We start from the raw sequence: 25,715 nt of genomic DNA on the forward strand, positions 1-25,715 counted from the left end.
CCGATACCGATTTCCCGCTCGAACATGGCGCTCGAAGACACCGCGCAACGCTGAGTCCTCCCTTCTCCCATCAGGAGAAGGTGCCCCGAAGGGGCGGATGAGGGTACGGCAGCGCCGATAGGACGGCGGGCGAAGCGACTGCCGTCGATTTCTCGCGAGGCTGCGCCCCTCCCCTCACCCCAACCCCTCTCCCGGAGGGAGAGGGGCTTTACCGATTGATTCTGGATTTGCGATGACCGATACCGATTTCCCGCTCGAACCCACGCCCGCCGACGCGCAGGCCGCCATCGCCGAGGAATTCGGCTTCTTCGGCGACTGGTCCGAGCGCTACCAGTACCTGATCGATCTGGGTCGCAAGCTGCCGGCGTTCCCCGAGGAGTGGAAGACCGAGCAGCACCGCCTGCACGGCTGCCAGTCGATGGTGTGGATCGTGCCCGAGGGCGATGCGCAGCGGCTGGTGTTCCATGCGATCAGCGATTCGGCGATCGTCTCCGGCCTGATCTACCTGGCGCTGCGGGTCTACTCCGGGCGCAGCGCCGCGCAGATCCTGGCCACCGCGCCGGACTTCGTCGCCGCGATCGGCCTGGGCAAGCACCTGTCGCCGACCCGCAGCAACGGCCTGGCCGCGATCCTGGCATTCATCCAGGACAGCGCGCGCGCGCAGGCATGAGCACCCCGCTCCCGCCCGCACAGAGCCTGCGCACGCTGCTGGCGCATCCCGGCTTCGCGCTGGTACTGGCCTATCGCATCTGCGCGATGCTGTCCTACCAGATCGTCGCGGTCACGGTCGGCTGGCACATCTACGAGATCACCCGCAATCCGTTCTCGCTGGGGCTGATCGGACTCGCCGAGATCCTGCCGTTCTTCTGCATCGCGCCGTTCGCCGGTTACCTGGTCGATCACCTGCCGCGGCGCCGGCTGGGCATGCTCGCCAGCCTCGGCCTGGTCGCGACCGCGGGCGTGCTGACCGCGCTGACCCACGGCTGGCTGCCGGTGCAGGGCGTGTGGCCGATCTACGCGGCGATCGCGCTGACCGGCGCGGCGCGGGCGTTCCTGTCGCCGGTGTACAACGCGCTGTTCGCGCGCACGCTGCCGCGCGATGCGTATGCGCGCGGCGCCAGCATCGGCAGCGTGGTGTTCCAGACCGGCATGGTGATCGGCCCGGCGCTGGGCGGGGTGCTGGTCGGCTGGGGCGGCAAGGGTCTTTCCTATGGCGTAGCCATGGCGGTGGCCGGCGTGGCGATGCTGTCGCTGTTGCTGCTGCGCGTGGCCGAGCCGATCAACGACGGCCCGCGCGCGCCGATCTTCCGCAGCATTGCCGAGGGCGCGCAGTTCGTGTTCTCCAACCAGATCATGCTCGGCGCGATGGCGCTGGACATGTTCTCGGTGCTGCTCGGCGGCGCGGTGTCGATGCTGCCGGCCTTCATCCACGACATCCTGCATTACGGTCCGGAGGGCCTGGGCATCCTGCGCGGCGCGCCGGCGCTGGGTTCGGTGCTGGTCGGGCTGTGGCTGGCGCGGCGCCCGCTGCAGCGCAACGCCGGCCGCATCCTGCTGCTGGCGGTCACCGGCTTCGGCCTGTGCACCATCGCCTTCGGCCTGTCGCGGCATTTCTGGCTGTCGGCGGCGATCCTGCTGGTCTACGGCATGTGCGACGGGGTGTCGGTGATCGTGCGTTCGACCATCCTGCAGCTGGCCACGCCGGATGCGATGCGCGGCCGCGTCTCCTCGATCAGCGGCATCTTCATCGGCTCGTCGAACGAGCTGGGCGCGTTCTACGACGGGGTCATGGCGCGGCTGGTCGGCCTGGTGCCGGCGGTGGTGATCGGCGGCTGCGTGACCCTGGGCGTGGTCGCGACCACCGCCTGGAAAGCGCCGAAGCTGCGCAAACTGGACCTGCGCGAACTGCAGTGACGGCGCAGTAGCCGCCGCGTCGCGCTCAGCGCGCCGCGGCGGCGTCCAGGCGCTCGTCGGCGTTCCACGCCGCCGCGCAATCGGGCACGTTCGCCGGCTGGGTCAACCCGCCCTTGCCGGCCAGGAACCGGCAGGTCGCCGCGAACACCGCCGGCACCGCCTTGGAGCGGATCGGCGAGGCCAGCACGTGATTGCCGGCGCCGGGAAAATCCACCGCCTGGCGCAGCGCCGGCGGCGTGCCCAGTCGCGCGAACATCGCCTGCATCGCCGCCACCGACACCGTCGCGTCCTGATGCTGCGCGTCGCGATAGTAGTAGCCGAGGAACACCGGCACATGGATCCGCGCATAGGTCGCCGGCAGCATGCCGCCGCGGGTCAGCGCGGCCAGCGCGCGGTAGCCGTCGACATGGGTGGCGTCGGCCCAGTAGCCGCTGTCGACCGGGTAACGCATGACCGGATCGCCGCCGTTGCGCGACCACAGCAGCAGCTGCGCGCCCCACGGCCACAGCATCGGCTGCAGCTGCTCGCCGTGCTCGCGCACCAGCGGCGACCACAGCACCAGCGCCTGCACCTGTTGCGGGTGCGCGGCCACGGTCTGCAGCGCCAGTGCGCCGCCCATCGAATTGCCGATCACCACCACCCGCCGGCCCAGCACTCGCGCCACCGCCAATGCCTCGGCGGCGCCACCGAGCAGGCGCGGCGCATCGATGCCGCGCAAGGCGTCGGCGGCGACCAGCCCGTGCCCCGGCAAGCGCGGCAGATACAGATTGCAGCCGAAGCTGCGCGCCAGGCGTTGGTGGGTCGGCGCGCCCTCGCCCTGGCTGGCGGTGAAGCCGTGCAGATAGACCATGGCGCAGTCGCGGCGTCCCGGGTGCGCCGGGTCGGCCCAGACGATGCGCGCCTGGTTGTCCGCACGCAGGCCGGCAGTGGCCCGCTCGCGCGCGTCCAGCCAGGCCTGCAGCGCGAGCGGATCCTGCGGCACCGCCGGCAACGCGACCTGCGGCAGCGCCGGGCTGACCCGCGGCCCCACTGCCAGCACCGCCAGCAGCACCAGCAGGAGCAACAGCGGCCAGCGCGCATAGCGCCAGACGCGGGACGTGCTTGGGCGTGGCGGCGGCGCCGCAACGGACACTCGTGCAGAGGTCATGCGCACATGTCCGCAGCCTGCCGCGGATGGCGCCGCGCCCGCGGCGAACGCAGCGGCGTGGCTTGCGTAGCGCCCTCGGCACCGGCAGCACGGACCCAGCACGTCGCGGAAGCGTGCACGACCACGACGGCCACGTGCTGCGGCGGGCAGGAAAGGCGATTGGCGAGCATCGGCAGGCGGCGGCAGCGTGGCCGTCCGCCACGCGTCCAGTCTGCGGCGGCGGCATGACAGACGCATTTAAACCCGGTCGCGGTCCGGCATGCGCGGCGAGGATGCAGCAGCGCAACCTCGCCCTTTTCGGCTTGCGCCTGCGTCGCCGCAGGCAGGTCCAGCGCATTTGTCTACAACACGCGCAGAGCCCGCTCGCGCACGCCCGCCAGCGCTGCAGCGACGTCGATTTCCTTGCGTCCCAGGGGCGAACTACGCACGCCGTCTCACTCGCTTGCAGCAGGCGGCGCATGCGCGCGCCATGGCCGGATCGCAGCGCCGCGATGCCGAAAGGTTCGCGAAAGCCATGCCTGGAACCGTTGCGCCCGGACCAGCGGCAGGGTCCTTGACGGAACGCCAGGTTCGCCGCTTGCCTGCATTTTCCCGTGCGAAGTTCATACGGAGAGAAGTGAAATGGAAGGTTCGCTTTTTCGCAGCGAGGTGCTGGACGCACCCAGCCAGGCATGGCTGGGGACAGTGCGATTGGCCACGCCGGTCTCGACCCAGGCATGGACGGTCGCCGCGCTGCTCATCGGCGCCGCGATCCTCGCCTGGCTGTTCGCCGGACACTACACGCAGCGCGTCCACGTCACCGGCCTGCTGGTGCCGCGCGCCGGCCTGATCAGCCTGACCGCCAACACCGTCGGCGTGGTCGACCACGTCGCCGCCGCCGAAGGCGATCGCGTCGTCGCCGGGCAGATCCTGGTGTCCCTGTCCGGCGAACACACCAGCAAGGCGCTGGGCAATACCGCTGCCGGCGTCAGCACGCAGCTGCAACGGCAGGCCGGCAGCCTGCGCCAGGACATCGGCGATGCGCTCACCCTGCGCGACAAGCAGGCCGAGGACAACCGCGCCCAGCAAACCCTGCTGAAGGATCAGCTGGCGCAGATCGACGCGCAGATCGCGATCGAGAAGAAACAGATGGCGCTGGTCCAGGACCTGGTGAACAAGTGGTCCGGGCTGGTGGCCGGCGGCTACATCCCGGCGCTGCAGGTCGAGCAGGAACAATCGGCCCTGCTCGCCGACGAATCGCAATTGCGCTCGCTGCAGCAGCAGCACGCCGGCACGCGCCAACAACTGAGCGCGCTCGACGACCAGTTGACCCAGCTGCCGTTGGCGGTCTCGGCCAAGCTCAACGAACTGCGCCGGCAACTGGCGCAGGTCGAACAGGCGCTGGCCCAGAACGAAGCGACCCGCGCCAGCGAGCTGCGCGCGCCGGCCAGCGGCATCGTGTCCTCGCTGCTGGTCAAGCCCGGCGCGTCGGTGTCGCTCGGGCAGCCGCTGCTGGCCATCGTGCCCGACGGTTCGCGGCTGCAGGCGCAGCTGCTGGTGCCCAGCCAGGCGGTCGGCTTCGTGCATCCGGGCGTGGAGGTCACCCTGCACTACCAGGCCTTTCCCTATCAGAAATTCGGCCTGCAGCATGGCGTGGTGCGCAGCGTCTCGCGCAGCGCGCTGATGCCCGGCGAGGTGACCCTGCTGCTCGGCGGCGGCACGCCGCCATCGACCGACTCGCTGTACCTGGCGCGCGTGGATCTCGCCAACCAGAACGTGCAAGCCTACGGGCAGCAACAGCCGCTGCGCCCGGGCATGGCGCTGGAGGCGGACATGCTGCTGGACCGGCGCCGCATCGTCGAATGGATCTTCGAACCGCTGTACGGCATGGGGCATCGCTGGAGCAGCGGTTCGTGAGCCGCCACGCCGAGGATCGCAGCGCGAACGACGACAGCCTGCATGCCGCTCGCGCGCAGGGCACGCCGCGGCTGCGTTTCTGGCGCGCGCGCGGCCTGCCGAACGTGCTCCAGTCCGAAGCGGCCGAGTGCGGACTCGCCTGCCTGGCGATGATCGCCGGCTACCACGGCCACCACACCGACCTGGCGGCACTGCGCCGGCGTTTCACCCTGTCGCTGAAAGGCATGACCGCGCGGCGCCTGATCGAAGTGGCGCACGCGCTGGGGCTGCAAAGCCGGCCGCTGCGGCTGGAGATGGACGAACTGGGCCAGTTGCAGACGCCGTGCGTGCTGCATTGGGATCTCGACCATTTCGTGGTCCTGCACGAGGTCGGCAGGAACAAGGTCACCCTGCACGATCCGGCCGTGGGCGTGCGCACCCTGCCGCTGGCCGAGGTCGCACGGCATTTCACCGGCGTCGCCATCGAGTTTTCGAAAGGCCCCACGTTCCAGCGCCAGCGCGAGGCGCCGCCGGTCTCGCTGCGCTCGCTCGCCGGTTCGATCCGCGGCCTGGGCCGCGGGCTCGCGCAGATCTTCGGCCTGGCGCTGGTGCTGGAGCTGTTCGCCTTGCTCGCGCCGCTGTTCATGCAACTGGTGGTGGACCAGGTCATCGCCGACGGCGACCACGACCTGCTGACCTTCCTCGGGCTCAGCTTCGCCCTGCTGATGGTGCTGGAAACGCTGGTCTCCGCGTTGCGCAGCTGGACGGTGATGTGGCTCAGCACCCACTTCAACCTGGGCTGGACCGGCAACGTGTTCCAGCACCTGATGCGGCTGCCGCACGCCTACTTCGGCGCGCGCCACCTCGGCGACATCGTGTCGCGCTTCGGCGCGATCGACGCGATCCAGCAGACCCTGACCACGCGCTTCGTCGAGATCCTGCTCGACGGGCTCATGGCCGGCATCACCCTGGTCGTGTTGTTCGTCTACAGCCCGCTGCTGTCGGCCATCGTGCTGAGCGCCGTGGCCCTGTATGCGGGCCTGCGGCTGCTGTATTTCCGCATCTACCGCGAAGCCAACCTCAGCCAGATCACGGTGACCGCCAAACAGCACAGCCGCTTCCTGGAAGCGGTGCGCGGGGTGCAGACGATCCGCCTGCACAACCAGGAAGCCGAGCAGACCGGGCGTTACCTCAATGCGGCGGCCGACACGCTCAACACCTCGATCGCGGTGCAGCGCCTGGACATGCTGTTCACCGCGCTGCAGGGCCTGGCCACCGGCGCGCAACGGCTGGGCGTGCTGTGGCTGGGCGCGTGGCTGGGGCTGAAGGGCCAGTTCACCGTCGGCATGCTGACCGCGTTCGTCGCCTACGGCGACCAGTTCAGCAGCCGCGTCGCCAGCCTGATCGATTACGCGATCGAGCTGCGCATGCTGCGCCTGCAGGCCGAGCGCCTGGCCGACATCGTGCTGACCGCGCCGGAAGCCTACGCCAGCAGCGAGCACGTCGGCCCGCTGCCGGAACCGGGCGTGGCGTTCAACAAGGTCGGCTTTCGCTATGCCGAAGGCGAGCCGTGGATCCTGCGCGAGTGCAGCTTCGCGGTGCGGCCGGGCGAATCGGTGGCCATCGTCGGCCCGTCCGGCTGCGGCAAGAGCACCTTGATCCGGCTGCTGCTCGGCCTGCTCGACCCGCAGCAGGGATCGATCGAGATCGGCGGCATCGATCTGCGCCGGCTCGGCAAGTCGCGCTATCGCGCGATGACCGCCAGCGTGATGCAGGACGATCACCTGTTCACCGGTTCGATCGCAGAAAACATCAGTCTGTTCGACGCCCTCGCCACGCCGCAGGACATCGAGGACGCAGCGCGCCTTGCCGGCGTGCACGAGGACATCGTGGCCATGCCCATGGGCTATCACAGCCTGGTCGGCGACATGGGTTCCTCCCTTTCCGGCGGACAGCAGCAGCGCCTGTTCCTGGCCCGCGCGCTGTATCGCCGGCCGCAGATCCTGGTGCTGGACGAAGCCACCAGCCACCTGGACGTCGCCATGGAACGGCGGCTCAACCACGCCATCAAGGCGCTGAACATCACCCGCATCGTCATCGCGCACCGGCCCGAGACCATCGCGCATGCGGACCGTGTCATCGAGTTGTGCGAAGGGGCAGCCGTGACGCGTCCGCTGCCGCGCCACGCGGCTCCCATCGCGGCGACGTCGTCCATCGGAGACGCGCCATGAGACCACGCCGGCTCCTGGCGGGCGTCGGCGACGACGCCGCGCCGCGGCCTCCGCCGGGAACGCGTGGCGCCCGCCCATCCCCGCACCTTTCGCCCTCCACGAAACCATGAGGTAACGCCGTGTCGTCATCGGAAGCGTCATCCCTGAAGGTCGTCAACAACTTCGTCGACGTGCAGCATCTGCCGGAACTGGCCAGCGGTCGCGGCGGCTGGGCATACGGCGTCTACCCGGGCCTGCTCGGCGACGCGCATCCGTCCTGGCACATCCACCTGTGCGGCAGCCGCAACGCGCAGGACCGGGCCATCCACGACGACGTGCTCAACGCCACGCCGGGGCTGGAATCGCTCAACGACGTGTGGCGGCACATCCGCGAAGAACTGGCGCCCGACTATGGCCTGGTCCGCGCCTACGCCAGCGGCCACACGCACGGACAGGACGGCGCCGCGCATCACTACGCCAAGCCGTCCGACCAGGAGCGGGTCGCCCTGCTCTACACCAGCACCGAATGGAAGGACGGCTGGGCCGGCGAAACCGTGTTCTACGATGCCGCGCGCGAATGCATCTCCATCCGTCCGCGTCCCGGCCGGCTGGTGCTGTTCGACGGGACCATCGTCCGTGCGTCGCGCGCCCCGGCCCGCGATTGCCCGACGCTGTGCACCACCCTCGCGTTCCACATGCGGCGCATCCGCCGCTAGACCAGCACAGCAAGAGACGACTTCCGATGCAGACCACCATGCCACGCAGCGCGCTCGTGGCGGCGCTCCTGGCCTTCGCCGTGGCGCCGCACGCGGCGAAGGCGGACGCTCTCGGCCGCAGCCGCGCCGACCTGGGCGAACCGTTGCGGATCCCGATCGCCGACGACAGCGGACATCCATGGACGCTGCAAGGGCGCCTGTGCCGCCCCGAGGGCGTGCATCGCCCGCGGCTGGTGGTGATCGCGCACGGCTCGCCGGCGAAAGCGTCGGAGCGGCCGGGCATGACGCTGGAGAGCTGCAGCGGCGAATCCGCGCAATGGTTCCTGCACCGGCACTACGCCGTCGCGCTGGTGCTGCGGCTGGGCTACGGCGCGACCGGCGGCCCCTGGACCGAAGGCTACGACGGCTGCGACCGCGCCGACTACGCCAAGGCCGGCCTGGAGACGGCGCGGCAGCTCAAGACGATCGTGGATTTCGTCACCGCCCTGCCCGGCCTCGATCCGGGCCGCGCCATCGTCGTCGGCCAGTCGGCCGGCGGCTGGGGCACGCTGGCCTACGACAGCATGCCGCATCCGAACGTCGCGGCCTTCGTCAACATGGCCGGCGGCCGCGGCGGCCACTTCCACGATCGGGCCAACAGCAATTGCGCGCCGGAAAAACTGGTCGAGGCGGCAGGCCGCTTCGGCACGACCGCAAGCACGCCGATGCTGTGGATCTACACCGGCAACGACAGCTTCTTCGACCCGGCGCTGGCCGCCGCGCTGCATCGCGCCTTCGTGCAGGCCGGCGGCCGTGCCGAACTGGTCGCGCCCGCCGCCTACGGCGACGACGGGCATCACCTGTTCTTCGGCCGCCGCGGCTCCGCGATCTGGGGACCGCCGGTCGATGCCTACCTCAAGACGCTGGACGCTGCGGCGTCCCCATGACCTCCCCGACCACCCGCGCAGAGCACACGATGACCATGCAATCGATCCGGGACATCATCCAGACCATCGGCCTGCACACCGCGGCCGAGAACATTCCGCTGATCACCAAGAAGGGCGGCGCGTACACCTGGCTGTTCGACCTGCGCCGGGTGTTCATGCAGCGCGAGGCGCTCGAGCAGATCGCCCACGCGTTCTGGGAGCGCAACGCCAGCCGCGAACCGTTCCAGCTCGGCGGCCTGGAGACGGCGGCGATCCCGCTGCTCACCGCGTTGCTGCTGACCGCGCCGAAAGAGCGCGGCGCGGTCAACGGCTTCATCATCCGCAAGGACCGCAAGACCACAGGCCTGGGCAATGCGATCGAAGGCGAGGTGCTGGACCTGCCGATCGTGCTGGTCGACGACTCGCTCAACTCCGGCAACAGCGCCGAAAAGGCGCGCGCGGTCATCGCCATGGCCGGCCACCCGCTGGGCGAGGTGTTCGTGGTGGTCGATTTCCTGTCCAGGGCCGGCATGCAGTGGCGCAAGACCCACGGCATCGCCGTGCAATCGCTGTTCACCCTGAAGGACTTCGACCTTCCGCCGGACCACAGCGCGCCGCACCCCACGCAGGCCTACCGCGAGCTGTGGCGAACGGCGACACCGGGCGGCTTCGCCTATCACGTGGTACCGAAGTCCGCGCCGCTGCTGGTCGGCGACACCATCTTCCGCGGCTGCGACGCGGCGAAGATGCAGGCGTTCTCGGCCGAGACCGGCGGGCTGCTGTGGGAATACCAGGTGACCGGCGCGGCCTATACCAAGAAAGGCATCTGGTCGTGCCCCGCCCATCACGACGGGCGCCTGTACTTCGGCGCCTACAACGGCACCGTCTATTGCCTGGACGCGCAGAGCGGCGAGGAGATCTGGACGCATCCGGACGGCGACTGGATCGGCGCCTCGCCGCTGCTGCTGCCGCAGCACAACCTGCTGTGTGTCGGCATCGAGTACGTCCGCCCCTGGGCGCAGGGCAGCCTGGCCGCCTACGACATGGGCACGGGCGAGAAGGTCTGGGAACATCAGGTCGAGAAGCTGCAGCACGGCTCGCCGGGCTATTGGGAAGGCGGCGACCTGGTGATCTGGGGCAGCGCCGATCACGAGACGCTCGCGCTCGAGGCCAAGACCGGCCGCATCGTGTGGCGCTTCCCGACGCGGCGCTCGGTGAAATACGCGCCCGCCGTCGACGAACAACGCCGGCTGACCGCCTTCGCCTCCTTCGACAAGTCGATCTACCTCCTCGACGTGGCCACCGGCGAGAAGCGCGGCGAATGGCAGACCGACGAGATCTGCTACACCACGCCGCTGTTCGCCGGCAACAAACTGTTCTGCGGCTCCGGCGACCGGCATCTGTACGTCATCGACGTGGACACCATGCAGCTGCTCAAGAAGATCAATCTGCGCGCGCGGGTGTATGCCTCGCCCAAGCGCGTGGGCAATCGCGTCATCGTCGGCAGCAATGGCGGCCGCGTCGTGGAGATCGACATCGACACGCTGGAAACCAAGGGCGTGCTGCAACTGCCGGATGCGGTCACCAACGGCGTCGCGGTCTCGCCGGACGGCCGGCGCATCTTCGTCTCCACCTACATGAACCATCTCTACGCGTTCGAGCGCTTGCGCGAGGCCGGGGAAGGCGCGGCCGGCCAGGCGCTTGCCGCGTCGTCGTAGCGCGGCGCGCGCGGCAGGATCGATCCGGACGCGCGGCCAGAAACGGCGTGCCGCCGGATCAGCCGAAGCGAGGACGGTTTTCCCCGCAAACATGTCAAAGGATCAACATGAGAACGCTCGATATCATCGAAATCGACATGGTCGCCGGCGGCACGCGCGCTTCGATCGGCGCGCACCCGTTGTCCACCTCGATCCATCACGCCAAGGCGCACAAGAAAGTGCACCACGCCAAGGCCAAGGCCCATCACCACCACGCGGCGATGCACAAGTCGGCCGCGATGCAGACGGTCGCCGAATTCGACGCGCCGATCGAGGCCGAAGGCGGTGAAGGCGGTGAAGGTGGCGAAGGTGGTGAGGGAGGCGAAGGTGGTGAGGGTGGTGAGGGAGGCGAAGGCGGTGAGGGTGGTGAGGGTGGTGAGGGTGGTGAGGGAGGCGAAGGCGGTGAAGGCGACGGCAGCGGCGGTTACGACGACGGCAACGATGCGGACGGCAACGGGCCGGCCGATACCAGCATAGGCAGCAGCCACCAGACCAGCGATGGCAGGACGGTTTCGATCACCTACCAGAACACGCAGGATGGTTCGAGCAGCGACAATCCGGTCACGTCCAAGATGGCCTCGGCGCTGAACTCGGTGCTCGACAGCGACGATGGCGTCAACAGCATCGACATCTCCGCCACGACCAACGGCAGCCACAACCCCAACTCCGCCCACTACACCGGCAACGCCGTCGATATCAACATCATCAACGACGTGCACGTCGGCACCAGCGGCACGGGCTTCGACAACGCGCAGGCGCTGGAGAATGCCGCGATGAACGATCCCAACGTCAGCTACGTGGAAGGCCCCGCCGGCAATTTCATCAGGTCGAGTCCCACCGCGGACTGGACGGCCGCCAGCCGGGAAAGCGGCGACACGACGCACGTCCATATCAGCGTCTTCAAGTAACCCGGATCCCACTCCCCTCTTCCGGGCCGGAACCGCTCCGGCCCGGAAGACAATCACCTATCGGAGATTCCCCATGAAGTCCCCCTGGCTGCCGCGCATGTGCATGGCGTCGCTTCTCGTCTTCGCCGCGCAAGGGTCGTTGCAGGCGATGCAACCCGCACCCGGCAACGAAGCTCAACAGGCGCTCGCCTACGTCCTGAAGAACGACATCGTCCTGGCGAGGACGTTCGGGGAGTGCCCGAACCTGACATTCACCCGCAGCGCGGCAAAGGGAGCCCACACGTTCCTGATCGAGGGCAGCTGCGACATCAAGAACAATCCCGAGGAAGATGCGGACTGTCCCGCCTACCACGTGCACGCGAGCGGGACGATCGACACGCCGTCGCATTGGACCGTCCGCCAGTTGCAGTTGAAGCTGGTGTGTTCCAGCGAGGGAGAGCAGGCGCAACGCCGGATGTGATCGTTCGGCACGCTGCTCATCCTTGCGGAAAGCGCGATTGCCGGAGCCACGCGTGGCACGCGGCACGCATTGCCGGCTACCACGTCGCGCCGGCCTGCGACCGCAAGCGACCCTCGGCACGGCGATGTTCTCCGGTTTTCGGGACGCATCGGCATGCCGATCTGCATGAACCATCTCTACGCGTTCGAGCGTTTGCGCGCAGCCGAGGAGACCACGGCCGGCCGCACGCTTGTTGCGTCGCCGCAGCGCAGCGCGCGCGGCAGGATCGATCCGGGCGTGCGGCCATGCGCCGTGCGGCCGGATCAGCCGAAGCGAGGACGGCTCCTTCCCCGCAACATGTCAAAGGATCTACATGAGAACGCTCGATATCATCGAAATCGATATGGTCGCCGGCGGCACGCGCGCTTCGATCGGCGCGCACCCGCTCTCCAGCTCGATCCATCACGCCAAGGCGCACAAGAAGGCGCACCACGCCAAGGCCAAGACCCACCACCATCACCACGCGGCGATGCACAAGGCGGTGGCGATGCAGACCGCCGCCGAGTTCGACGCGCCGATCGAGGCCGAAGGCGGGGAAGGCGGTGAAGGTGGCGAGGGCGGTGAAGGTGGCGAAGGTGGCGAAGGTGGCGAAGGTGGTGAGGGAGGCGAAGGCGGCGAAGGCGGAGAAGGCGATGGCGGCGAGGGAGATGGCGGCGACGGTGACGGCGATGGTGACGGTGACGGCGGCGATGGCGACGGTGGCGAGGGCGACGGTGGCGCCGGCAGCAACGCCAATCCGGCCACCTCCGCATCGGCCAGCGGCACCACGGTGACCTACACCGCGGCAGACGGCTCCACCCAGCAGGTCACCGGCACCCACCCGAACCGCGACAACAACCCGCTCGACATCCGTTCCGGCAGCTTCGCCGACGACCACGGCTCGCTCGGCAACGATCGCGGCTTCGCGATCTTCTCCAATCCCCAGGCCGGGCTCGACGCCGCGGTGGCCAACATGAACCGGATCAACGACAACAACAACGGCACCGCCACGCTCAGCCAGATCATCAGCACCTGGTCGCCGCCGAGCGAGAACCCGACCGCGGAGATGATCACCACCATCACCACCAATTCGGGCCTGAATCCGACCGACCAGTGGAGCTCGTTGACCAGCGCCCAGCAGAGCGCCTTCGTCACGGCTTACGGCCACCGCGAAGGCTGGCACGGCAACTGATTCACCCTGCGGTGAGGCTGGGATGCGCATCCCGGCCTCATTCACCACGACACGCTACGGAGATCCCCATGACACCCCGATCCCTTTCGCTGTTCGGCCTGCTCGCCTTCGGCATGGCCGTCGCGCAGGCCCACGCCGCCGGCAGCGACGCCGCTGCCTGCACGCGCGCGTTGCAGCAGGCCTTCGCCGCCTCCGCCAGCGCGGCCACCCTGCCCGCTCCGTGCACGCGCATCGGCCCGGTCGCGCTGGGCATGCGCAAGCAACAGGTCCTGGCCGCGCTCGGCCAGCCGGACGTCACCCGCGCCGATGCCGCACACCCGCAGACGCTCAGCGTCGTGTACCTGTACCCGCGCGAGCTCAACGCGCAACTGGCGCGCCATCCGCGTCCGGCCGGCACGCTCGTCCACAGCCAGTTGGCCGTGGGCTTCCGCAACGACCGGGTCACCAACCTGATCGCCTTCGCCGATCCGAACGTCCCCTTGCCCTTCGACCTGCTCGGCCAGCCGGCCGGCACCCACATCGACCGCCTGCTCCAGGCGATCGGCGGCCGCCCGCAATGGAACGACAGCCGCGACTACGTGCAGTTCGCCGCCATGCCGCTGGGCGTGGACGTGGATCCGGACACCTCGGCCATCGTCGGGCTGAACATCGCAGCGAGCAAGGCGGACCTGGACAGCTTCGGCCTGCCCGGCCTGCAACTGCTCAAGGACGCGAAGAGCGGCCTGGTCAACGGCGTCCGCTGAATGCCGGCGTCGTCCCGCGGCGCGGTGAGCGGCGTGCGCCGCAGCGCGGCGCGGGTGGGCCGAATCGGGATCGGCGGCGTTCGCGAGACCTGCGCGCGCGCCATGGCCCACGCACCAGGCGCAGCGGCCGCACATGGCGCGGACGCCATCGCCACTGGGCTCCCGCCCACCGCCGCGGCACCGGCTCGCACGCCTGGCGGCAGGCCGGCCGGGCCCGCCGGATCGGCGCGAACGGCCAGAAAGCACAAGGCCCCGCGCGAGCAGGGCCTTGGGCGAACGCAGACGCGGGTGTTGGCGAATCAGTCGCCCTGCTGCTTCTGCAGGTGTTCCCAGCGCTCCTGCGCATCGATGGTGCGCTCGGCGGTCAGGCGCGCCTCCAGGCGCTCCAGGCCGATCTCTTCGCCGGTATCCACGCAGTAGCCGTAGTCGCCGGCATCCAGACGCTTGAGCGTGCTGTCGATCTTGCCGATCAGCTTGCGGTAGCGGTCGCGGGTGCGCAGTTCCAGCGAGTTCTCGGTCTCGCGGGTGGCGCGCTCGGCCTCGTCGCCGATGTCGCGGACTTCGTCGCGCAGGTTCTCGATGGTCTGCTTGGATTCCTCGACCAGGTCGGCACGCCAGTTGAGCAGGCGCTGGCGGAAGTACTCCTGCTGCAGCGTGCTCATGTACTCCTCGTCGCCGGCCGGCTTGTAGCCCTTGGGCAGGATCGGACGACCGGTCGCTTCGTCGGTCTTGTACTCGACCACCTTGTACTTGGCCGGCTTGGCGGGGGTATTGGACTTGGCGGTCACCGCGACGGCGACCTTGCCGGTCGGCTTGGCGATCGGCGCCTTGGGGGTGGATTCGGATTTGGTGGGGGTTTTCGCGGAGGATTTCGAAACGGACACGGGATTCTTATGTGGCGGGGCCGAGGGCGCAGCGGGCTTGGCGGCGACCGGCTGGGAAACCGGTGCTGCGGCGGGCGTGGCGGCCTTGGCCGGGACAGACTTGGCCGGCGCCGGCTTGGCAGCCGGCTTCGGTACGGATTTGGACACCGCCGGGGCGACCGGGGCGGTGGCCTGCTTTGGCTTCTCTGCGGGCGTGGCCTGCTTGGCTGCCGCCTGCTTGGCGACCGGCGCGGCGCTGGATTTGGCGGAGGCTTTCGCTGGCTTGGCGGCCGGCTTGGCCGGGGCCTTCTTGGCCGGCGCGGCGGCAACCGGCTTGGGCGCCGGCTTCTTCGCCACCGCCTTGGCTGGCTTGGCCGGGGCCTTCTTGGCCGGCGCCGGCTTGGCTGCCGGCTTGGCCACCGGTTTCTTCAGCGGCTTGGCAGCAGCGGACGCCGTCGCCTTCTTGGCAACGGGCTGGACGGGCTTCTTGGCGGCCTTGACGGCCTTCTTTGCAGGTTTTTTAGCAGCCACGAATCGCTCTTCCTTGGTTTCCCCGGGGCCCGGGAAAGCGGGCCTTTATAGCCTACCCTACCCCCAGCGGCAACCACACCGTCTACACGCCGGTGAACGGCAGGCCGGTGAGCGACGGCCCGTTGCGCAACTGGCATATCATGGCCGGGTGATCGCCCGCGCTCTCATCGCCTTGCTGCACCTGTACCAGCGCTTCATCAGCCCCCTGCTGGGCCCGCGCTGCCGCTTCGTGCCCAGTTGCTCGGCCTACGCGGTCACCGCCATCGCCCGCTACGGCGCGCTGCGCGGGGGCTGGATGGCCGCCCGCCGCGTCGGCCGCTGCCATCCCTTCCATCCCGGCGGGTTCGACCCGGTGCCCGATCCCGCGGCGCCGCCGGCCTGCCGCTGCCCAGGAAAACACTGAATGTCCTCCTCCACCCTCATCGTCAACGCCCGCCTGGTCAACGAAGGCCAGGAAACCCAGGGCGACCTGCGCATCGCCGACGGCCGCATCGCCGCGATCGCCCCGCACCTGGCCGCCCGCGAGGGCGAGACCGTGGTCGACGCCGCCGGGCGCTGGCTGCTGCCCGGCATGATCGACGACCAGGTGCACTTCCGCGAACCCGGCCTGACCCACAAGGGCGACATCGCCAGCGAGTCGGCGGCCGCGGTGGCCGGCGGTCTGACCAGCTTCATGGACATGCCCAACACCAACCCGCCGACCCTGGACGCGGCGGCGCTGCAGGCCAAGTACGACGCCGCCGCCGGCCGCGCCTGGGGCAACTACGGCTTCTACCTCGGCGCCAGCAACGACAATCTGGCCGCGATCCAGACCCTGGACCCGAAGACCGCACCCGGGATCAAGGTGTTCATGGGCGCCTCCACCGGCAACATGCTGGTCGACAACCCGCAGACCCTGGACGCGATCTTCCGCGACGCGCCGACCCCGATCATCACCCATTGCGAAGACACCCCGACCATCGACGCGACCCTGGCCGCGTTCAAGGAAAAGTACGGCGACGCATTGACCCCGGAGATGCATCCGGACATCCGCTCGCGCGAGGCCTGCCTCAAATCCTCGCAGCTGGCGGTGTCGCTGGCGAAGAAGCACGGCACCCGCCTGCACGTGCTGCACATCTCCACCGCCGACGAACTGGCGCTGTTCGCGCCCGGCCCGATCCAGGGCAAGCGCATCACCGCCGAGACCTGCATCCACTTCCTGCGCTTCGACCGCGCCGACTACGCGGCGCTGGGCAACCTGATCAAGTGCAACCCGGCGATCAAGGACGCCAGCGACCGCGAAGCGCTGATCCGCGCGCTGGCCGAGGACGTGATCGACGTGCTCGCCACCGACCACGCGCCGCACACCTGGGAAGAGAAGAGCAAGCCGTATGCGCAGGCGCCGTCGGGCCTGCCGCTGGTGCAGTACGCGCTGGTCGCGGCGCTGGAGCTGGTGCACGAAGGCCGGCTCAGCGTGGCCCAGGTGGTGCACAAGTTCGCGCATGCGCCGGCACTGCTGTTCGACGTGCACGAGCGCGGCTTCCTGCGCGAGGGCTATCACGCCGACCTGGTGCTGATCGACGATACGCCCTTCACCGTGCGCCGCGAGGACATCCTGTCCAAGTGCGGCTGGTCGCCGTTCGAAGGCCGCACGTTCCGCTCCAAGATCGCCGCGACCTGGGTCAACGGCGCACTGGCCTGGGACGGCGCGCGCCTGGTCGGCAGCCCGAACGGGCAGCGCCTGGCGTTCGACCGCTGATGCGGCGCGCACGCGTGCCGGGCGCCGCGCTGGCGCTCGGCCTGCTGGCGTCGGCGCTGGCGATCCCGTCGCTGCAGGCGCAGGCCGGGTCCGCCGCCAGCGCCGACACGCGCAGCGTGTTCCCCGCCAGCGCCTCGCAGGGCGCGCTGGTGATCGGCAAGGTGGCGCCCGGCAGCCGCGTGCAGTACGCCGGGCGCACGCTGCGGGTCAGCGGCTACGGCAGCGTGGTGTTCGGCATCGGCCGCGACGAACGCGGCCCGTTGCGGATCCTGGTGCAGCGCGCCGACGGCGGCAGCGAGAGCATCGACATCGCGGTGACGCCGCGCGACTGGCCGCTCGAGCGCGTCAACGGCGTGCCGCCGAAGACGGTCAACCCGCCGCCGGCGATCGCCGAGCGGATCAAGCGCGAGCAGGCGCAGGTCACCGCCGCGCGCGACCGCGACGACGACCGCACCGATTTCGCTACGCCCTTCATCTGGCCGGTGCAGGGCCGCATCAGCGGCCGCTTCGGCAATGCCCGCGTGTACAACGGGCAACCCGGCGCCGGCCACTCCGGCATGGACATCGCCGTGCCCACCGGCACCCCGGTCAAGGCGCCGGCCGCCGGCGTGGTCACCTTCGCCGCGCCGGACCTGTACCTGACCGGCGGCACCGTGCTGCTCGACCACGGCTACGGGGTCAGCTCCAACTTCCTGCACCTGTCGCGGATCGACGTGAAGGTCGGCGACCGCATCGCCCAGGGCCAGGTGCTCGGCGCGGTCGGCGCCACCGGGCGCGCGACCGGTCCGCATCTGCATTGGGGGATGAACTGGTTCGACGTGCGCATCGATCCGCTGTTGGTGCTGGAGCGGACGAAGTAACCACTGGCGGTTCACCTGCAGTGGCGCGCGGCGGCGCGTTCTTCATCTCCGTAGCCGAGGCGTTGGTCTTGCGCGGTTCGACGTGCGCATCGATCCGCTGTTGGTGCTGGAGCGGACGAAATAACCGTCTGGCGGTTCGCCTGCAACGGCGCGCGGCGGCGCGTTCTTCATCTCCGTAGCCGAGGCGTTGGTCTTGCGCGGTTCGACGTGCGCATCGATCCGCTGTTGGTGCTGGAGCGGACGAAGTAACCGTCTGGCTGATCGCCTGCTGCGGCGCGCAGCGGCGCGTTCTTCATCTCCGTAGCCGAGGCGTTCTTCTTGCGCGGTTCGATGTGCGTATCGATCCGCTGTTGGCGCTGAAGTGCACGAAGCGACTGCTTTTTTGTGGGAGCGACTTCAGTCGCGACGGGCCTTACCGGTAGAGCCCGTCGCGACTGAAGTCGCTCCCACAAAAGCCGAAGAGCGTCTGTCCTTTTCTGTAGAAACAGCTTCAGTCGCGGTCGGCGCAGCGGTGAACCTTCCGGCTTTGCACGAGGTCGCGGCTGAAGCCGCTCCTACAGTGCACACGGCAAGTGCCCGCGCACCTTGTAGGAGCGGCTTCAGCCGCGACAGGCAGCATCCGCAAACGCACTGTCGCAGCTGACGCAATTCCTGCTTAAGCAGCCTGCGCTACGCCGGCGCATCCTCCGCCTGCAACAGCCGCCCCAGCACCACGTGCGAAGGGCTGTTGGCCAGGTCCAGCGGCATCACCAGCTTGGGATTGGGATGCGGCAGTGGCGTCGGCGTGGCGTCGGCAGCCGCCTCCAGCAGCAGCGAACCGTCGTCCTCCGCCTGCGTGGTGACCGGCAGCGGCTCCAGGCCCAGCCCGGCGCGCACCGCATTGGCGCGCGCGGCCAGCTCGTCGTCGCCGACCGCGGTCAGCGACGCCGCCAGCATGCCCGCCGGCGCGCCTTCCACTGCGGCCAGGCGCTGCGCCACGTCGCCGAGCGCCTGCTGCCGCTGCGGATGCAACAGCTGCCACACCTCCTCCCACAGCGCTTTCCAGTCCATGTCCGGAAACGGCAGGTGGGTCGGCCCGCTGAGCACGATCTGCGGCGCCAGCCGTCCGCTGGGTTGCGCATCGCATTCGGCCAGGGCGCGATACACCACCTCGCTGCACACCATGTGCGAGGGGTTGTCGCGGACCAGGTGGTCCAGCGCCTCGCGCACCACGATCCGCGCCAGCCAGTGCTGCGGCCACTTGCCGCGGATCGCCACCAGCACGCCCAGCGTGGCCAGGCTGTCCAGCGGATACGGAACGCCGAGCAGCGACTGCGCCTTGGCCAGCACGCTGGCGCGATCGGCATCGTCCAGCGCGACGCCGGCATAGCTGAGCGGGCGATAGGCGTCGATCAGCAGATAGTTGCCGGTATCGGCCAACCGCTGCTGCAGCGGATAGCGGCGCACGCCCTTGGCCGCGGCCTCGATCAGGTCGCCCTGGTCGGCCACGATCGCGGCATGGCTGTAGATGCTGTCGCCGCACCAGGCGATCAGTTCCGAGACCGGCCCCCGGCCCAGTTGCAGCAGGATGTCGGCGACGCGCAGTTGCGCGGGATCGATCGGGGAAACGGCGGGACGTGCGGTCATGGCGGCGACTCCTCGTGGGGGGACGTGATGGGGGATACGCTGACCCGGTTGCGGCCGGCGGCCTTGCTGGCGTAGAGCGCGGCGTCGGCGCGCTGCAGCAGCGACTCGATGCTCTCGCCCGGCTGCCATTGGGCCACGCCGACGCTCAGCGTGCATGACAGCGTCTGCCCGCCGTGCTGCAGCGGCTGTTCGTGCAGATGCCGGCGGATGTCTTCGGCCACGCGCTGCGCCGCGGCGAGCGTGGCGCCCGGGATCAACACCAGCATTTCGTCGCCGCCCTGGCGGCCGAGCGTGTCGGTGCTGCGCAGGCGCGCGCGGGCGCAGGCGGCGACCCAGCGCAGGCAGTCGTCGCCGGCGGCATGGCCATGCACGTCGTTGATGCGCTTGAAGTGGTCGATGTCGATATAGGCCACGGCCAGCGGCTGCGCGGCGGCCGCGGCGTCCAGCATCGCCTGCGCCAGGCGCTGCTGCATCGCTGCGCGGGTCAGCATGCCGGTGAGGCCGTCCACCGTCGCCAGCCGGTTCACCCGGTCGCGGTCGCGGCGCAGTTCCAGCATCTGTTCGGCCAGGCCGATCGTCACCAGCAGGCACGAACTGGCCAGCGCCAGGCTGATGCCGTGCGCCACCCAGGGCGTGGCCTGGTCCAGGCGCAGCCATCCGCTCAGTTCCAGGCAGCGCAACACGCAGAACGTCAGCAGCGGCGCCCACGACGCCAGCAGGTGCCAGGCGTAGCGCTGCCCGCGCAAGGCGAGCAGCAGCGAGCACGGCAGCAGCAACATGGCGCCGACGATCAGCGTGAGGTTGCCGAGCAGGCTCAGCCACGCCGCCGTCGAGATCGCGCAGGCCGCGGCGATGCACAGCAAGAGCATGGCGCAGGCCTGCAGCACCCGGTCCAGCCGCGGCAGGTGCCGGTGCATTTCCAGCTGCCGGCGCTGGAAGTTGATGATGAAGAAGCCGCCGAGCGCCGCCACGATCCGTATCGGCGCCGGCGAAGAAGCGAACAGGATGTCCAGGCCCGGCACCGCCCGCGCTTCGCCGCCGATGCCCAGCAGATACAGCAGCACGCACAGCACGTTGGCGGTGAAGTAGCCGTAGACCCGCTCGCGCAGGCGTGCCCACAGCGCGATCGCCAGGATCGCCAGCACCACGGTCGAGCCGATGATGAAGGCGCGCCAGCCGACGTAGTGCAGGTCGTCGCGGTGCACCTGCGCCAGCGGCGCGATCGACACCGGCATCGGGATCGCCGCCGCCGCATGCACCCGCAGCCACACCGAGGCGCCCTGCGGCAGGCCGTGCGGCAGCGCGATAACCAGCGCGCGGGTCGAATAGCGCAGGTCGGCATCGGCGCCGTACAGCGCGTGCCTGGTCGGCGCGGCCTGGCCCGGCACCCAGGCCTCGACCCGGGTCAGGTACGGCGCCTGCAGCACCAGTTGCGGATCGCCGTCCGCGCCGATCGCACGGTCGGCGCGGACGCGCCACCAGGTCGGCGTCTTCAGCGGCTCGTACAGGGCGCTGCCATGCGCACCGTCCTGCACTTGCGCCAGATGCGCGCCCGCCACCACCTCGGCGGCCGGCGGATCGGCCGGCAGGCGTTGCAGGTGCACGTGCTGCGCTAGCGCGCCTTCGGCCACGCACAGGCACAGCAACAGCAGCCAGCGCGAGCAACGGCACAAACGCGTCATACGTCGATCAGGGCCGGCCGGCGCGATGGGGACGGGCCATGTGTCCGGCGTGCAACCGCTGGCGTCTGGCGCCGCGACGGACGCGCCGCTCGCCAGCGACGCCCTCCCCCGCCTGGACGACGGCCACGACAGAGCGACGGAACGCGCTTGAGCGCGCCCGGTACGGCGGCATCGTGCGCTCGCTCATCGGCCTACATCCACTCGGTCTTCCTCGTCGCGTCCGCGCCAACACGGCGTGGCCCGTCCCGCACCGGACTGACGGCCCCCTGAAATCTGCGCCCGAGGATAGCGCAGCCGCCGCCATCGATCGTATCCAAATGCGGCTGCGGACCGAACCCGCGGCGCCATGCTGCTTTGCGGTATAACCGTGAGGCGGCCAGCGCAAAGGCGGCTGGCCCGGCGCCGGCAACGGCGCGCAATGCGCAATCGCAGTCCCCGCGGTGGTTCGCCGCGGCGTTCGCTCTCCCTCCCCCCGTCCAGGAGATGTGCGCAATGACGATCGACAAGCTCAAACCCACCCTCGGCACCCTGCACCTGTGGGGCATCGCCGTGGGCCTGGTGATCTCCGGCGAGTACTTCGGCTGGAGCTACGGCTGGGGCGCCGCCGGCACGCTCGGCTTCCTGGTCACCACCGTGCTGGTGGCGGTGATGTACACCTGTTTCATCTTCAGCTTCACCGAACTGACCACCGCCATCCCCAACGCCGGCGGCCCGTTCGCCTACAGCCTGCGCGCGTTCGGTACCGCCGGCGGCATGATTGCCGGCATCGCCACGCTGATCGAGTTCGTGTTCGCGCCGCCGGCGATCGCGATGGCGATCGGCGCCTACCTCAACGTGCAGTTCCCGACCCTGGATCCGCGCCTGGCCGCGGTCGGCGCCTATGCCATCTTCATGACCTTGAACATCCTCGGCGTCGGCATCGCCGCCACCTTCGAACTGATCGTCACCGTGCTGGCGGTGATCGAGCTGCTGGTGTTCATGGGCGTGGTCGCGCCGGGCTTCAGCGTGGCCAACTTCGTGCGCGGCGGCTGGGCCGGATCGGACACGTTCAGCGTGGCGGCGATCGGCGGCATCTTCGCCGCGATCCCGTTCGCGATCTGGTTCTTCCTGGCGATCGAGGGCGCGGCGATGGCCGCCGAGGAAGCCAAGGACCCCAGGCGCACCATTCCGCGCGCCTACATCGCCGGCATCCTGACCCTGGTGACGCTGGCGTTCGGGGTGATGATCATGGCCGGCGGCGTCGGCGACTGGCGCACCCTGTCCAACATCAACGATCCGCTGCCGCAGGCGATGAAGGCGGTGGTCGGGCACAACTCGACCTGGCTGCACATGCTGGTGTGGATCGGCCTGTTCGGCCTGGTGGCCAGCTTCCACGGCATCATCCTCGGCTATTCGCGGCAGTTCTTCGCGCTGGCGCGCGCCGGCTTCCTGCCGCACGGCCTGGCCAGGCTGTCGCGCTTCCGCACCCCGCACCGCGCGATCCTGGCCGGCGGCGTGGTCGGCGTGGCGGCGATCTACAGCGACGGGCTGGTGCAGGTGCAGGGCATGTCGCTGACCGCGGCGATGATCACCATGTCGGTGTTCGGCGCCATCGTCATGTACATCATGAGCATGCTCAGCCTGTTCAAGCTGCGCCGCGCCGAGCCGCAGCTGGAACGCAGCTACCGCGCGCCGGGCTATCCGCTGGTACCGGCGCTGGCGTTGCTGCTGGCCCTGGTGTGCCTGGCGGCGATGGTGTGGTTCAACGCGCTGCTGGCGCTGCTGTTCCTGGGCCTGATGCTGCTCGGCGCCGGCTGCTGCGCGCTGAGCCTGCGCGGCAACGGCGGCGTCATCGCCGCCGAGGCCAGCGGCGAGGCATGATCGAGGACACGGCGCCCGCCGCGCGCGGGCGCCTGCAGGAGGATCCGGCATGAGCGGTTTCGCACACAGCGTCGGCGGCCAGACCTGGCGCTTCGACGACCTCAAGGACCTGCTGGCCAAGGCCACGCCGGCACGCTCGGGCGACCGCCTGGCCGGGCTGGCCGCGGCCAGCGAGCCGCAGCGGGTGGCGGCGCAGATGGCATTGGCCGATCTCCCGCTGCGGCACTTCCTGCACGAGGCGGTGATTCCCTACGAGGACGACGAGGTGACCCGGCTGATCGTCGACAGCCACGACGCCGCCGCGTTCGCGCCGGTAGCGCACCTGACCGTCGGCGGCTTCCGCGACTGGCTGCTCGGCGAAGCGGCCGACGAAGCCGCGCTGGCCGCGCTGGCCCCGGGCCTGACTCCGGAGATGGTCGCGGCGGTGTCCAAGCTGATGCGCATCCAGGACCTGATCCTGGTGGCGCAGAAGATCCGCGTGGTCACCGCGTTCCGCAACACGCTCGGCTTGCGCGGGCGGCTGTCCACCCGGCTGCAACCCAACCACCCCACCGACGACCTGGCCGGCATCGCCGCCAGCGTGCTCGACGGGCTGCTGTACGCCAACGGCGATGCGGTGATCGGGATCAACCCGGCCAGCGACAACACCCAGACCATCTGCGAACTGCTGAAGATGCTCGACGCGGTGATCGCCGGCTACCAGATCCCGACCCAGGCCTGCGTGCTGACCCACGTCACCACCTCGATCGAGGCGATCGAACGCGGCGTGCCGCTGGACCTGGTGTTCCAGTCCATCGCCGGCACACAGAAGGCCAACGCCAGCTTCGGCATCGACCTGGCGCTGCTGCAGCAAGGCTACGAGGCCGGACTGAGCCTCAGGCGCGGCAGCGTCGGCGACAACGTGATGTATTTCGAGACCGGTCAGGGCAGCGCGCTGTCGGCCGACGCGCACCACGGCGTGGACCAGCAGACCTGCGAGGTGCGCGCCTACGCGGTAGCGCGCCGCTTCAAGCCGCTGCTGGTCAACACCGTGGTCGGCTTCATCGGCCCCGAATACCTGTACGACGGCAAGCAGATCATCCGCGCCGGCCTGGAAGACCACTTCTGCGGCAAGCTGCTCGGCGTGCCGATGGGCTGCGACATCTGCTACACCAACCATGCCGAGGCCGACCAGGACGACATGGACGTGCTGCTGACCCTGCTCGGCACCGCCGGGATCAACTTCATCATGGGCATCCCCGGCTCCGACGACGTGATGCTCAACTACCAGACCACCTCGTTCCACGATGCGCTGTACGCGCGCCAGGCGCTGGGCCTGCGTCCGGCGCCGGAATTCGAGGCCTGGCTGGAGCGGCTGGACATCCTGCGCCTGGACAACGGCCGCTTCCGCCTCGGCCACGAGCCGCCGGCCGCGTTCCGGCGCGCGCTGGCGCAACTGAGCTGAGCGGGCCGCGCATGCACGACGACAGCGAACGCCCCTCCCGCGCCGATCCCTGGGCCGCGCTGCGCCGGCTGACCCCGGCGCGCATCGCCCTGGGCCGCACCGGCACCAGCCTGCCGACCGCGGCGCAACTGGACTTCCAGTTCGCGCATGCGCAGGCGCGCGACGCGGTGCACCTGCGCTTCGATCCGGCGCCGCTGGCCGCGGCGCTGGACGCACGCGGCCGCGCGCACGTCGCGCTGCGCAGCGCCGCGGCCGACCGCCACAGCTACCTGCAGCGGCCCGACCTGGGCCGCCGGCTGAGCGAGGACGCGGCCAGTGAACTGCGCGGCCTCATCGCCATGCAACGCCGCAGCTACGACCTGGCCGTGGTGGTGGCCGACGGCCTGTCGGCGCTGGCGGTGCATCGCCACGCCACGCCGATGCTGGAACGCATCGACGCGCTGGCCGCGGCCGAAGGCTGGACGCTGGCGCCGGTGGCGCTGGTCGAACAGGGCCGCGTGGCGATCGGCGACGAGATCGGCGAACTGCTGGACGCGCGCATGAGCGTGGTGCTGATCGGCGAGCGCCCCGGCCTCAGCTCGCCGGACAGCCTCGGCCTGTACTTCACCTACGCCCCGCGCGTGGGCCTTAACGACGCCTGCCGCAACTGCATCTCCAATGTGCGCGAGGCCGGCCTGAGCTATGCGCAGGCCGCGCACAAACTGGCCTGGCTGATGCGCGAGGCATGCCGGCGGCAGCTGTCCGGCGTGCAGCTGAAGGACCAGGCCGACACGCCGGCGCTGTCGGCCGACGACGATCCGCCACGCAAGCCGCTGGGCAATTTCCTGATCCCCGAGTGAGTCGGCTCCGGGACTGAGCCCCGCCCCGACTGTCCACGCCATGGACAGCGCCGCCGCAGACACGTAGCTGCGCGCGCAACCGGCGGTCCCGGCAAACGCAGGCGCTGCACGCGGCACCGCTTCGGCAACGCGCCCTCACCGACGCTGCCGGCGTCGGGCCTCCGCCTGAAAACGTGGCCTGCGATCCTGTCGGGCATCGCGCAGCGCCGTGGCGCAACGCAGCAGCCTGCGCGACGTGCGCACGGGGCCGCCGACTGGCCTGGGATCCGATTCCACGCAGGCGCTGCAACCGATCACACAAGCCGCGCCGACGACGACGGCGGCCGGGTCGCGTCCCGCGCCAAAGCGTGATCGCTCCGTCACAACCGGGATTTGGCTGCGGCATCGAACGGCAGCGCGCCAAGGCGCGCCTAGCATTCGCGCCGGC

General features: G+C 69.9%; 21 protein-coding genes. 17 read left to right on the forward strand and 4 right to left on the reverse strand.

Annotated features, from left to right (window positions below; all coding sequences use genetic code 11):
* The first annotated feature begins 232 nt into the window (after positions 1–232).
* Both AB8810_RS14840 and AB8810_RS14845 read left to right on the forward strand, forming a co-directional pair.
* Positions 233–670: a SufE family protein gene (locus tag AB8810_RS14840; protein ID WP_179563940.1), complete on the forward strand. Its 438-nt coding sequence runs from the start codon at positions 233–235 to the stop codon at positions 668–670.
* Positions 667–1,914: an MFS transporter gene (locus AB8810_RS14845; protein WP_369914063.1), complete on the forward strand. Its 1,248-nt coding sequence runs from the start codon at positions 667–669 to the stop codon at positions 1,912–1,914. The genes AB8810_RS14840 and AB8810_RS14845 overlap by 4 nt, the downstream gene beginning before the upstream one ends.
* A gap of 25 nt (positions 1,915–1,939) precedes the next feature.
* Here the strand turns inward: AB8810_RS14845 and AB8810_RS14850 are convergent, their stop codons facing one another.
* Complete coding sequence (locus AB8810_RS14850; protein WP_369914064.1) at positions 1,940–3,061, reverse strand: alpha/beta hydrolase; 1,122 nt, start codon at positions 3,059–3,061, stop codon at positions 1,940–1,942.
* A gap of 621 nt (positions 3,062–3,682) precedes the next feature.
* Here AB8810_RS14850 and AB8810_RS14855 point away from each other — a divergent pair.
* The 9 genes from AB8810_RS14855 (at position 3,683) to AB8810_RS14895 (ending at position 13,845) form a co-directional block, all read left to right on the forward strand.
* Complete coding sequence (locus AB8810_RS14855) at positions 3,683–4,957, forward strand: HlyD family efflux transporter periplasmic adaptor subunit (protein WP_003470118.1); 1,275 nt, start codon at positions 3,683–3,685, stop codon at positions 4,955–4,957.
* A 38-nt stretch (positions 4,958–4,995) separates the two neighbouring features.
* Positions 4,996–7,167, forward strand: coding sequence for a peptidase domain-containing ABC transporter (locus tag AB8810_RS14860; protein ID WP_372530504.1), 2,172 nt, complete (start codon positions 4,996–4,998; stop codon positions 7,165–7,167).
* A 119-nt stretch (positions 7,168–7,286) separates the two neighbouring features.
* Complete coding sequence (locus AB8810_RS14865; protein ID WP_003470112.1) at positions 7,287–7,862, forward strand: 2OG-Fe(II) oxygenase; 576 nt, start codon at positions 7,287–7,289, stop codon at positions 7,860–7,862.
* Positions 7,863–7,888: 26 nt separating this feature from the next.
* Complete coding sequence (locus AB8810_RS14870; protein WP_372530393.1) at positions 7,889–8,788, forward strand: dienelactone hydrolase family protein; 900 nt, start codon at positions 7,889–7,891, stop codon at positions 8,786–8,788.
* A gap of 35 nt (positions 8,789–8,823) precedes the next feature.
* On the forward strand, positions 8,824–10,485 hold the full coding sequence (locus AB8810_RS14875; protein ID WP_369914067.1) for a PQQ-binding-like beta-propeller repeat protein: 1,662 nt from the start codon (positions 8,824–8,826) through the stop codon (positions 10,483–10,485).
* A 107-nt stretch (positions 10,486–10,592) separates the two neighbouring features.
* On the forward strand, positions 10,593–11,432 hold the full coding sequence (locus tag AB8810_RS14880) for a hypothetical protein (protein ID WP_369914068.1): 840 nt from the start codon (positions 10,593–10,595) through the stop codon (positions 11,430–11,432).
* Positions 11,433–11,505: 73 nt separating this feature from the next.
* On the forward strand, positions 11,506–11,892 hold the full coding sequence (locus AB8810_RS14885) for a hypothetical protein (RefSeq protein ID WP_369914069.1): 387 nt from the start codon (positions 11,506–11,508) through the stop codon (positions 11,890–11,892).
* A gap of 352 nt (positions 11,893–12,244) precedes the next feature.
* The gene (locus AB8810_RS14890) at positions 12,245–13,102 is read left to right on the forward strand and encodes a hypothetical protein (RefSeq protein ID WP_369914070.1); all 858 of its coding nucleotides are present in this window, start codon (positions 12,245–12,247) and stop codon (positions 13,100–13,102) included.
* 68 nt (positions 13,103–13,170) lie between these two features.
* On the forward strand, positions 13,171–13,845 hold the full coding sequence (locus AB8810_RS14895; protein ID WP_003470093.1) for a hypothetical protein: 675 nt from the start codon (positions 13,171–13,173) through the stop codon (positions 13,843–13,845).
* A 299-nt stretch (positions 13,846–14,144) separates the two neighbouring features.
* On the opposite strand, the gene dksA is transcribed toward AB8810_RS14895, so the two are convergent.
* Positions 14,145–15,239, reverse strand: a complete 1,095-nt coding sequence (gene dksA / locus AB8810_RS14900) for an RNA polymerase-binding protein DksA (protein ID WP_369914071.1) — start codon at positions 15,237–15,239, stop codon at positions 14,145–14,147.
* A 130-nt stretch (positions 15,240–15,369) separates the two neighbouring features.
* Here dksA and yidD point away from each other — a divergent pair, with 130 nt between their 5' ends.
* The 3 genes from yidD to AB8810_RS14915 are packed head-to-tail and all read left to right on the forward strand — an operon-like array spanning position 15,370 to position 17,837.
* Positions 15,370–15,642, forward strand: a complete 273-nt coding sequence (gene yidD / locus AB8810_RS14905; RefSeq protein WP_179565541.1) for a membrane protein insertion efficiency factor YidD — start codon at positions 15,370–15,372, stop codon at positions 15,640–15,642.
* Positions 15,643–16,977 (forward strand): dihydroorotase, encoded by a 1,335-nt coding sequence (locus AB8810_RS14910; protein ID WP_206228538.1) that lies wholly within the window; start codon positions 15,643–15,645, stop codon positions 16,975–16,977.
* Positions 16,977–17,837: a M23 family metallopeptidase gene (locus AB8810_RS14915; RefSeq protein WP_191824644.1), complete on the forward strand. Its 861-nt coding sequence runs from the start codon at positions 16,977–16,979 to the stop codon at positions 17,835–17,837. The genes AB8810_RS14910 and AB8810_RS14915 overlap by 1 nt, the downstream gene beginning before the upstream one ends.
* A gap of 669 nt (positions 17,838–18,506) precedes the next feature.
* Here the strand turns inward: AB8810_RS14915 and AB8810_RS14920 are convergent.
* Together AB8810_RS14920 and AB8810_RS14925 are read right to left on the reverse strand one after the other, a co-directional pair.
* Positions 18,507–19,463, reverse strand: coding sequence for a hypothetical protein (locus tag AB8810_RS14920; RefSeq protein WP_241092791.1), 957 nt, complete (start codon positions 19,461–19,463; stop codon positions 18,507–18,509).
* A complete protein-coding gene (locus AB8810_RS14925; RefSeq protein ID WP_369914072.1) occupies positions 19,460–21,145 on the reverse strand; it encodes a diguanylate cyclase in 1,686 nt (561 codons plus the stop codon). Before AB8810_RS14925 ends, AB8810_RS14920 begins: the two co-directional genes overlap by 4 nt.
* A 492-nt stretch (positions 21,146–21,637) precedes the next feature.
* Here AB8810_RS14925 and eat point away from each other — a divergent pair, with 492 nt between their 5' ends.
* From eat to eutC, 3 genes are read left to right on the forward strand one after another with little or no spacing between them, the layout of a single operon-like run.
* Positions 21,638–23,005: an ethanolamine permease gene (eat, locus tag AB8810_RS14930; protein WP_369914073.1), complete on the forward strand. Its 1,368-nt coding sequence runs from the start codon at positions 21,638–21,640 to the stop codon at positions 23,003–23,005.
* Between the two features lie 49 nt (positions 23,006–23,054).
* Positions 23,055–24,449, forward strand: a complete 1,395-nt coding sequence (locus AB8810_RS14935) for an ethanolamine ammonia-lyase subunit EutB (RefSeq protein ID WP_206259601.1) — start codon at positions 23,055–23,057, stop codon at positions 24,447–24,449.
* Between the two features lie 11 nt (positions 24,450–24,460).
* The gene (eutC, locus tag AB8810_RS14940; RefSeq protein WP_369914074.1) at positions 24,461–25,288 is read left to right on the forward strand and encodes an ethanolamine ammonia-lyase subunit EutC; all 828 of its coding nucleotides are present in this window, start codon (positions 24,461–24,463) and stop codon (positions 25,286–25,288) included.
* The last annotated feature ends 427 nt before the right edge of the window (positions 25,289–25,715 follow it).

The sequence above is a fragment of the Xanthomonas sp. NCPPB 3005 genome (assembly GCF_041228095.2).
In the GTDB taxonomy this organism is placed as follows: Bacteria; Pseudomonadota; Gammaproteobacteria; order Xanthomonadales; family Xanthomonadaceae; genus Xanthomonas_A; species Xanthomonas_A bonasiae.

Excerpts from the sequence above, each read along its gene's own strand:
- AB8810_RS14890 (WP_369914070.1), top strand. The coding sequence starts at position 12,245 with ATGAGAACGCTCGATATCATCGAAATCGATATGGTCGCCGGCGGCACG.
- AB8810_RS14840 (WP_179563940.1), top strand. The coding sequence starts at position 233 with ATGACCGATACCGATTTCCCGCTCGAACCCACGCCCGCCGACGCGCAG.
- AB8810_RS14875 (WP_369914067.1), top strand. The coding sequence starts at position 8,824 with ATGCAATCGATCCGGGACATCATCCAGACCATCGGCCTGCACACCGCG.
- AB8810_RS14885 (WP_369914069.1), top strand. The coding sequence starts at position 11,506 with ATGAAGTCCCCCTGGCTGCCGCGCATGTGCATGGCGTCGCTTCTCGTC.
- AB8810_RS14915 (WP_191824644.1), top strand. The coding sequence starts at position 16,977 with ATGCGGCGCGCACGCGTGCCGGGCGCCGCGCTGGCGCTCGGCCTGCTG.
- AB8810_RS14910 (WP_206228538.1), top strand. The coding sequence starts at position 15,643 with ATGTCCTCCTCCACCCTCATCGTCAACGCCCGCCTGGTCAACGAAGGC.
- AB8810_RS14925 (WP_369914072.1), bottom strand. The coding sequence starts at position 21,145 with ATGACGCGTTTGTGCCGTTGCTCGCGCTGGCTGCTGTTGCTGTGCCTG.
- AB8810_RS14855 (WP_003470118.1), top strand. The coding sequence starts at position 3,683 with ATGGAAGGTTCGCTTTTTCGCAGCGAGGTGCTGGACGCACCCAGCCAG.
- AB8810_RS14920 (WP_241092791.1), bottom strand. The coding sequence starts at position 19,463 with ATGACCGCACGTCCCGCCGTTTCCCCGATCGATCCCGCGCAACTGCGC.
- AB8810_RS14880 (WP_369914068.1), top strand. The coding sequence starts at position 10,593 with ATGAGAACGCTCGATATCATCGAAATCGACATGGTCGCCGGCGGCACG.
- AB8810_RS14850 (WP_369914064.1), bottom strand. The coding sequence starts at position 3,061 with ATGACCTCTGCACGAGTGTCCGTTGCGGCGCCGCCGCCACGCCCAAGC.
- eat (WP_369914073.1), top strand. The coding sequence starts at position 21,638 with ATGACGATCGACAAGCTCAAACCCACCCTCGGCACCCTGCACCTGTGG.
- eutC (WP_369914074.1), top strand. The coding sequence starts at position 24,461 with ATGCACGACGACAGCGAACGCCCCTCCCGCGCCGATCCCTGGGCCGCG.
- AB8810_RS14895 (WP_003470093.1), top strand. The coding sequence starts at position 13,171 with ATGACACCCCGATCCCTTTCGCTGTTCGGCCTGCTCGCCTTCGGCATG.
- AB8810_RS14845 (WP_369914063.1), top strand. The coding sequence starts at position 667 with ATGAGCACCCCGCTCCCGCCCGCACAGAGCCTGCGCACGCTGCTGGCG.
- AB8810_RS14935 (WP_206259601.1), top strand. The coding sequence starts at position 23,055 with ATGAGCGGTTTCGCACACAGCGTCGGCGGCCAGACCTGGCGCTTCGAC.
- AB8810_RS14870 (WP_372530393.1), top strand. The coding sequence starts at position 7,889 with ATGCAGACCACCATGCCACGCAGCGCGCTCGTGGCGGCGCTCCTGGCC.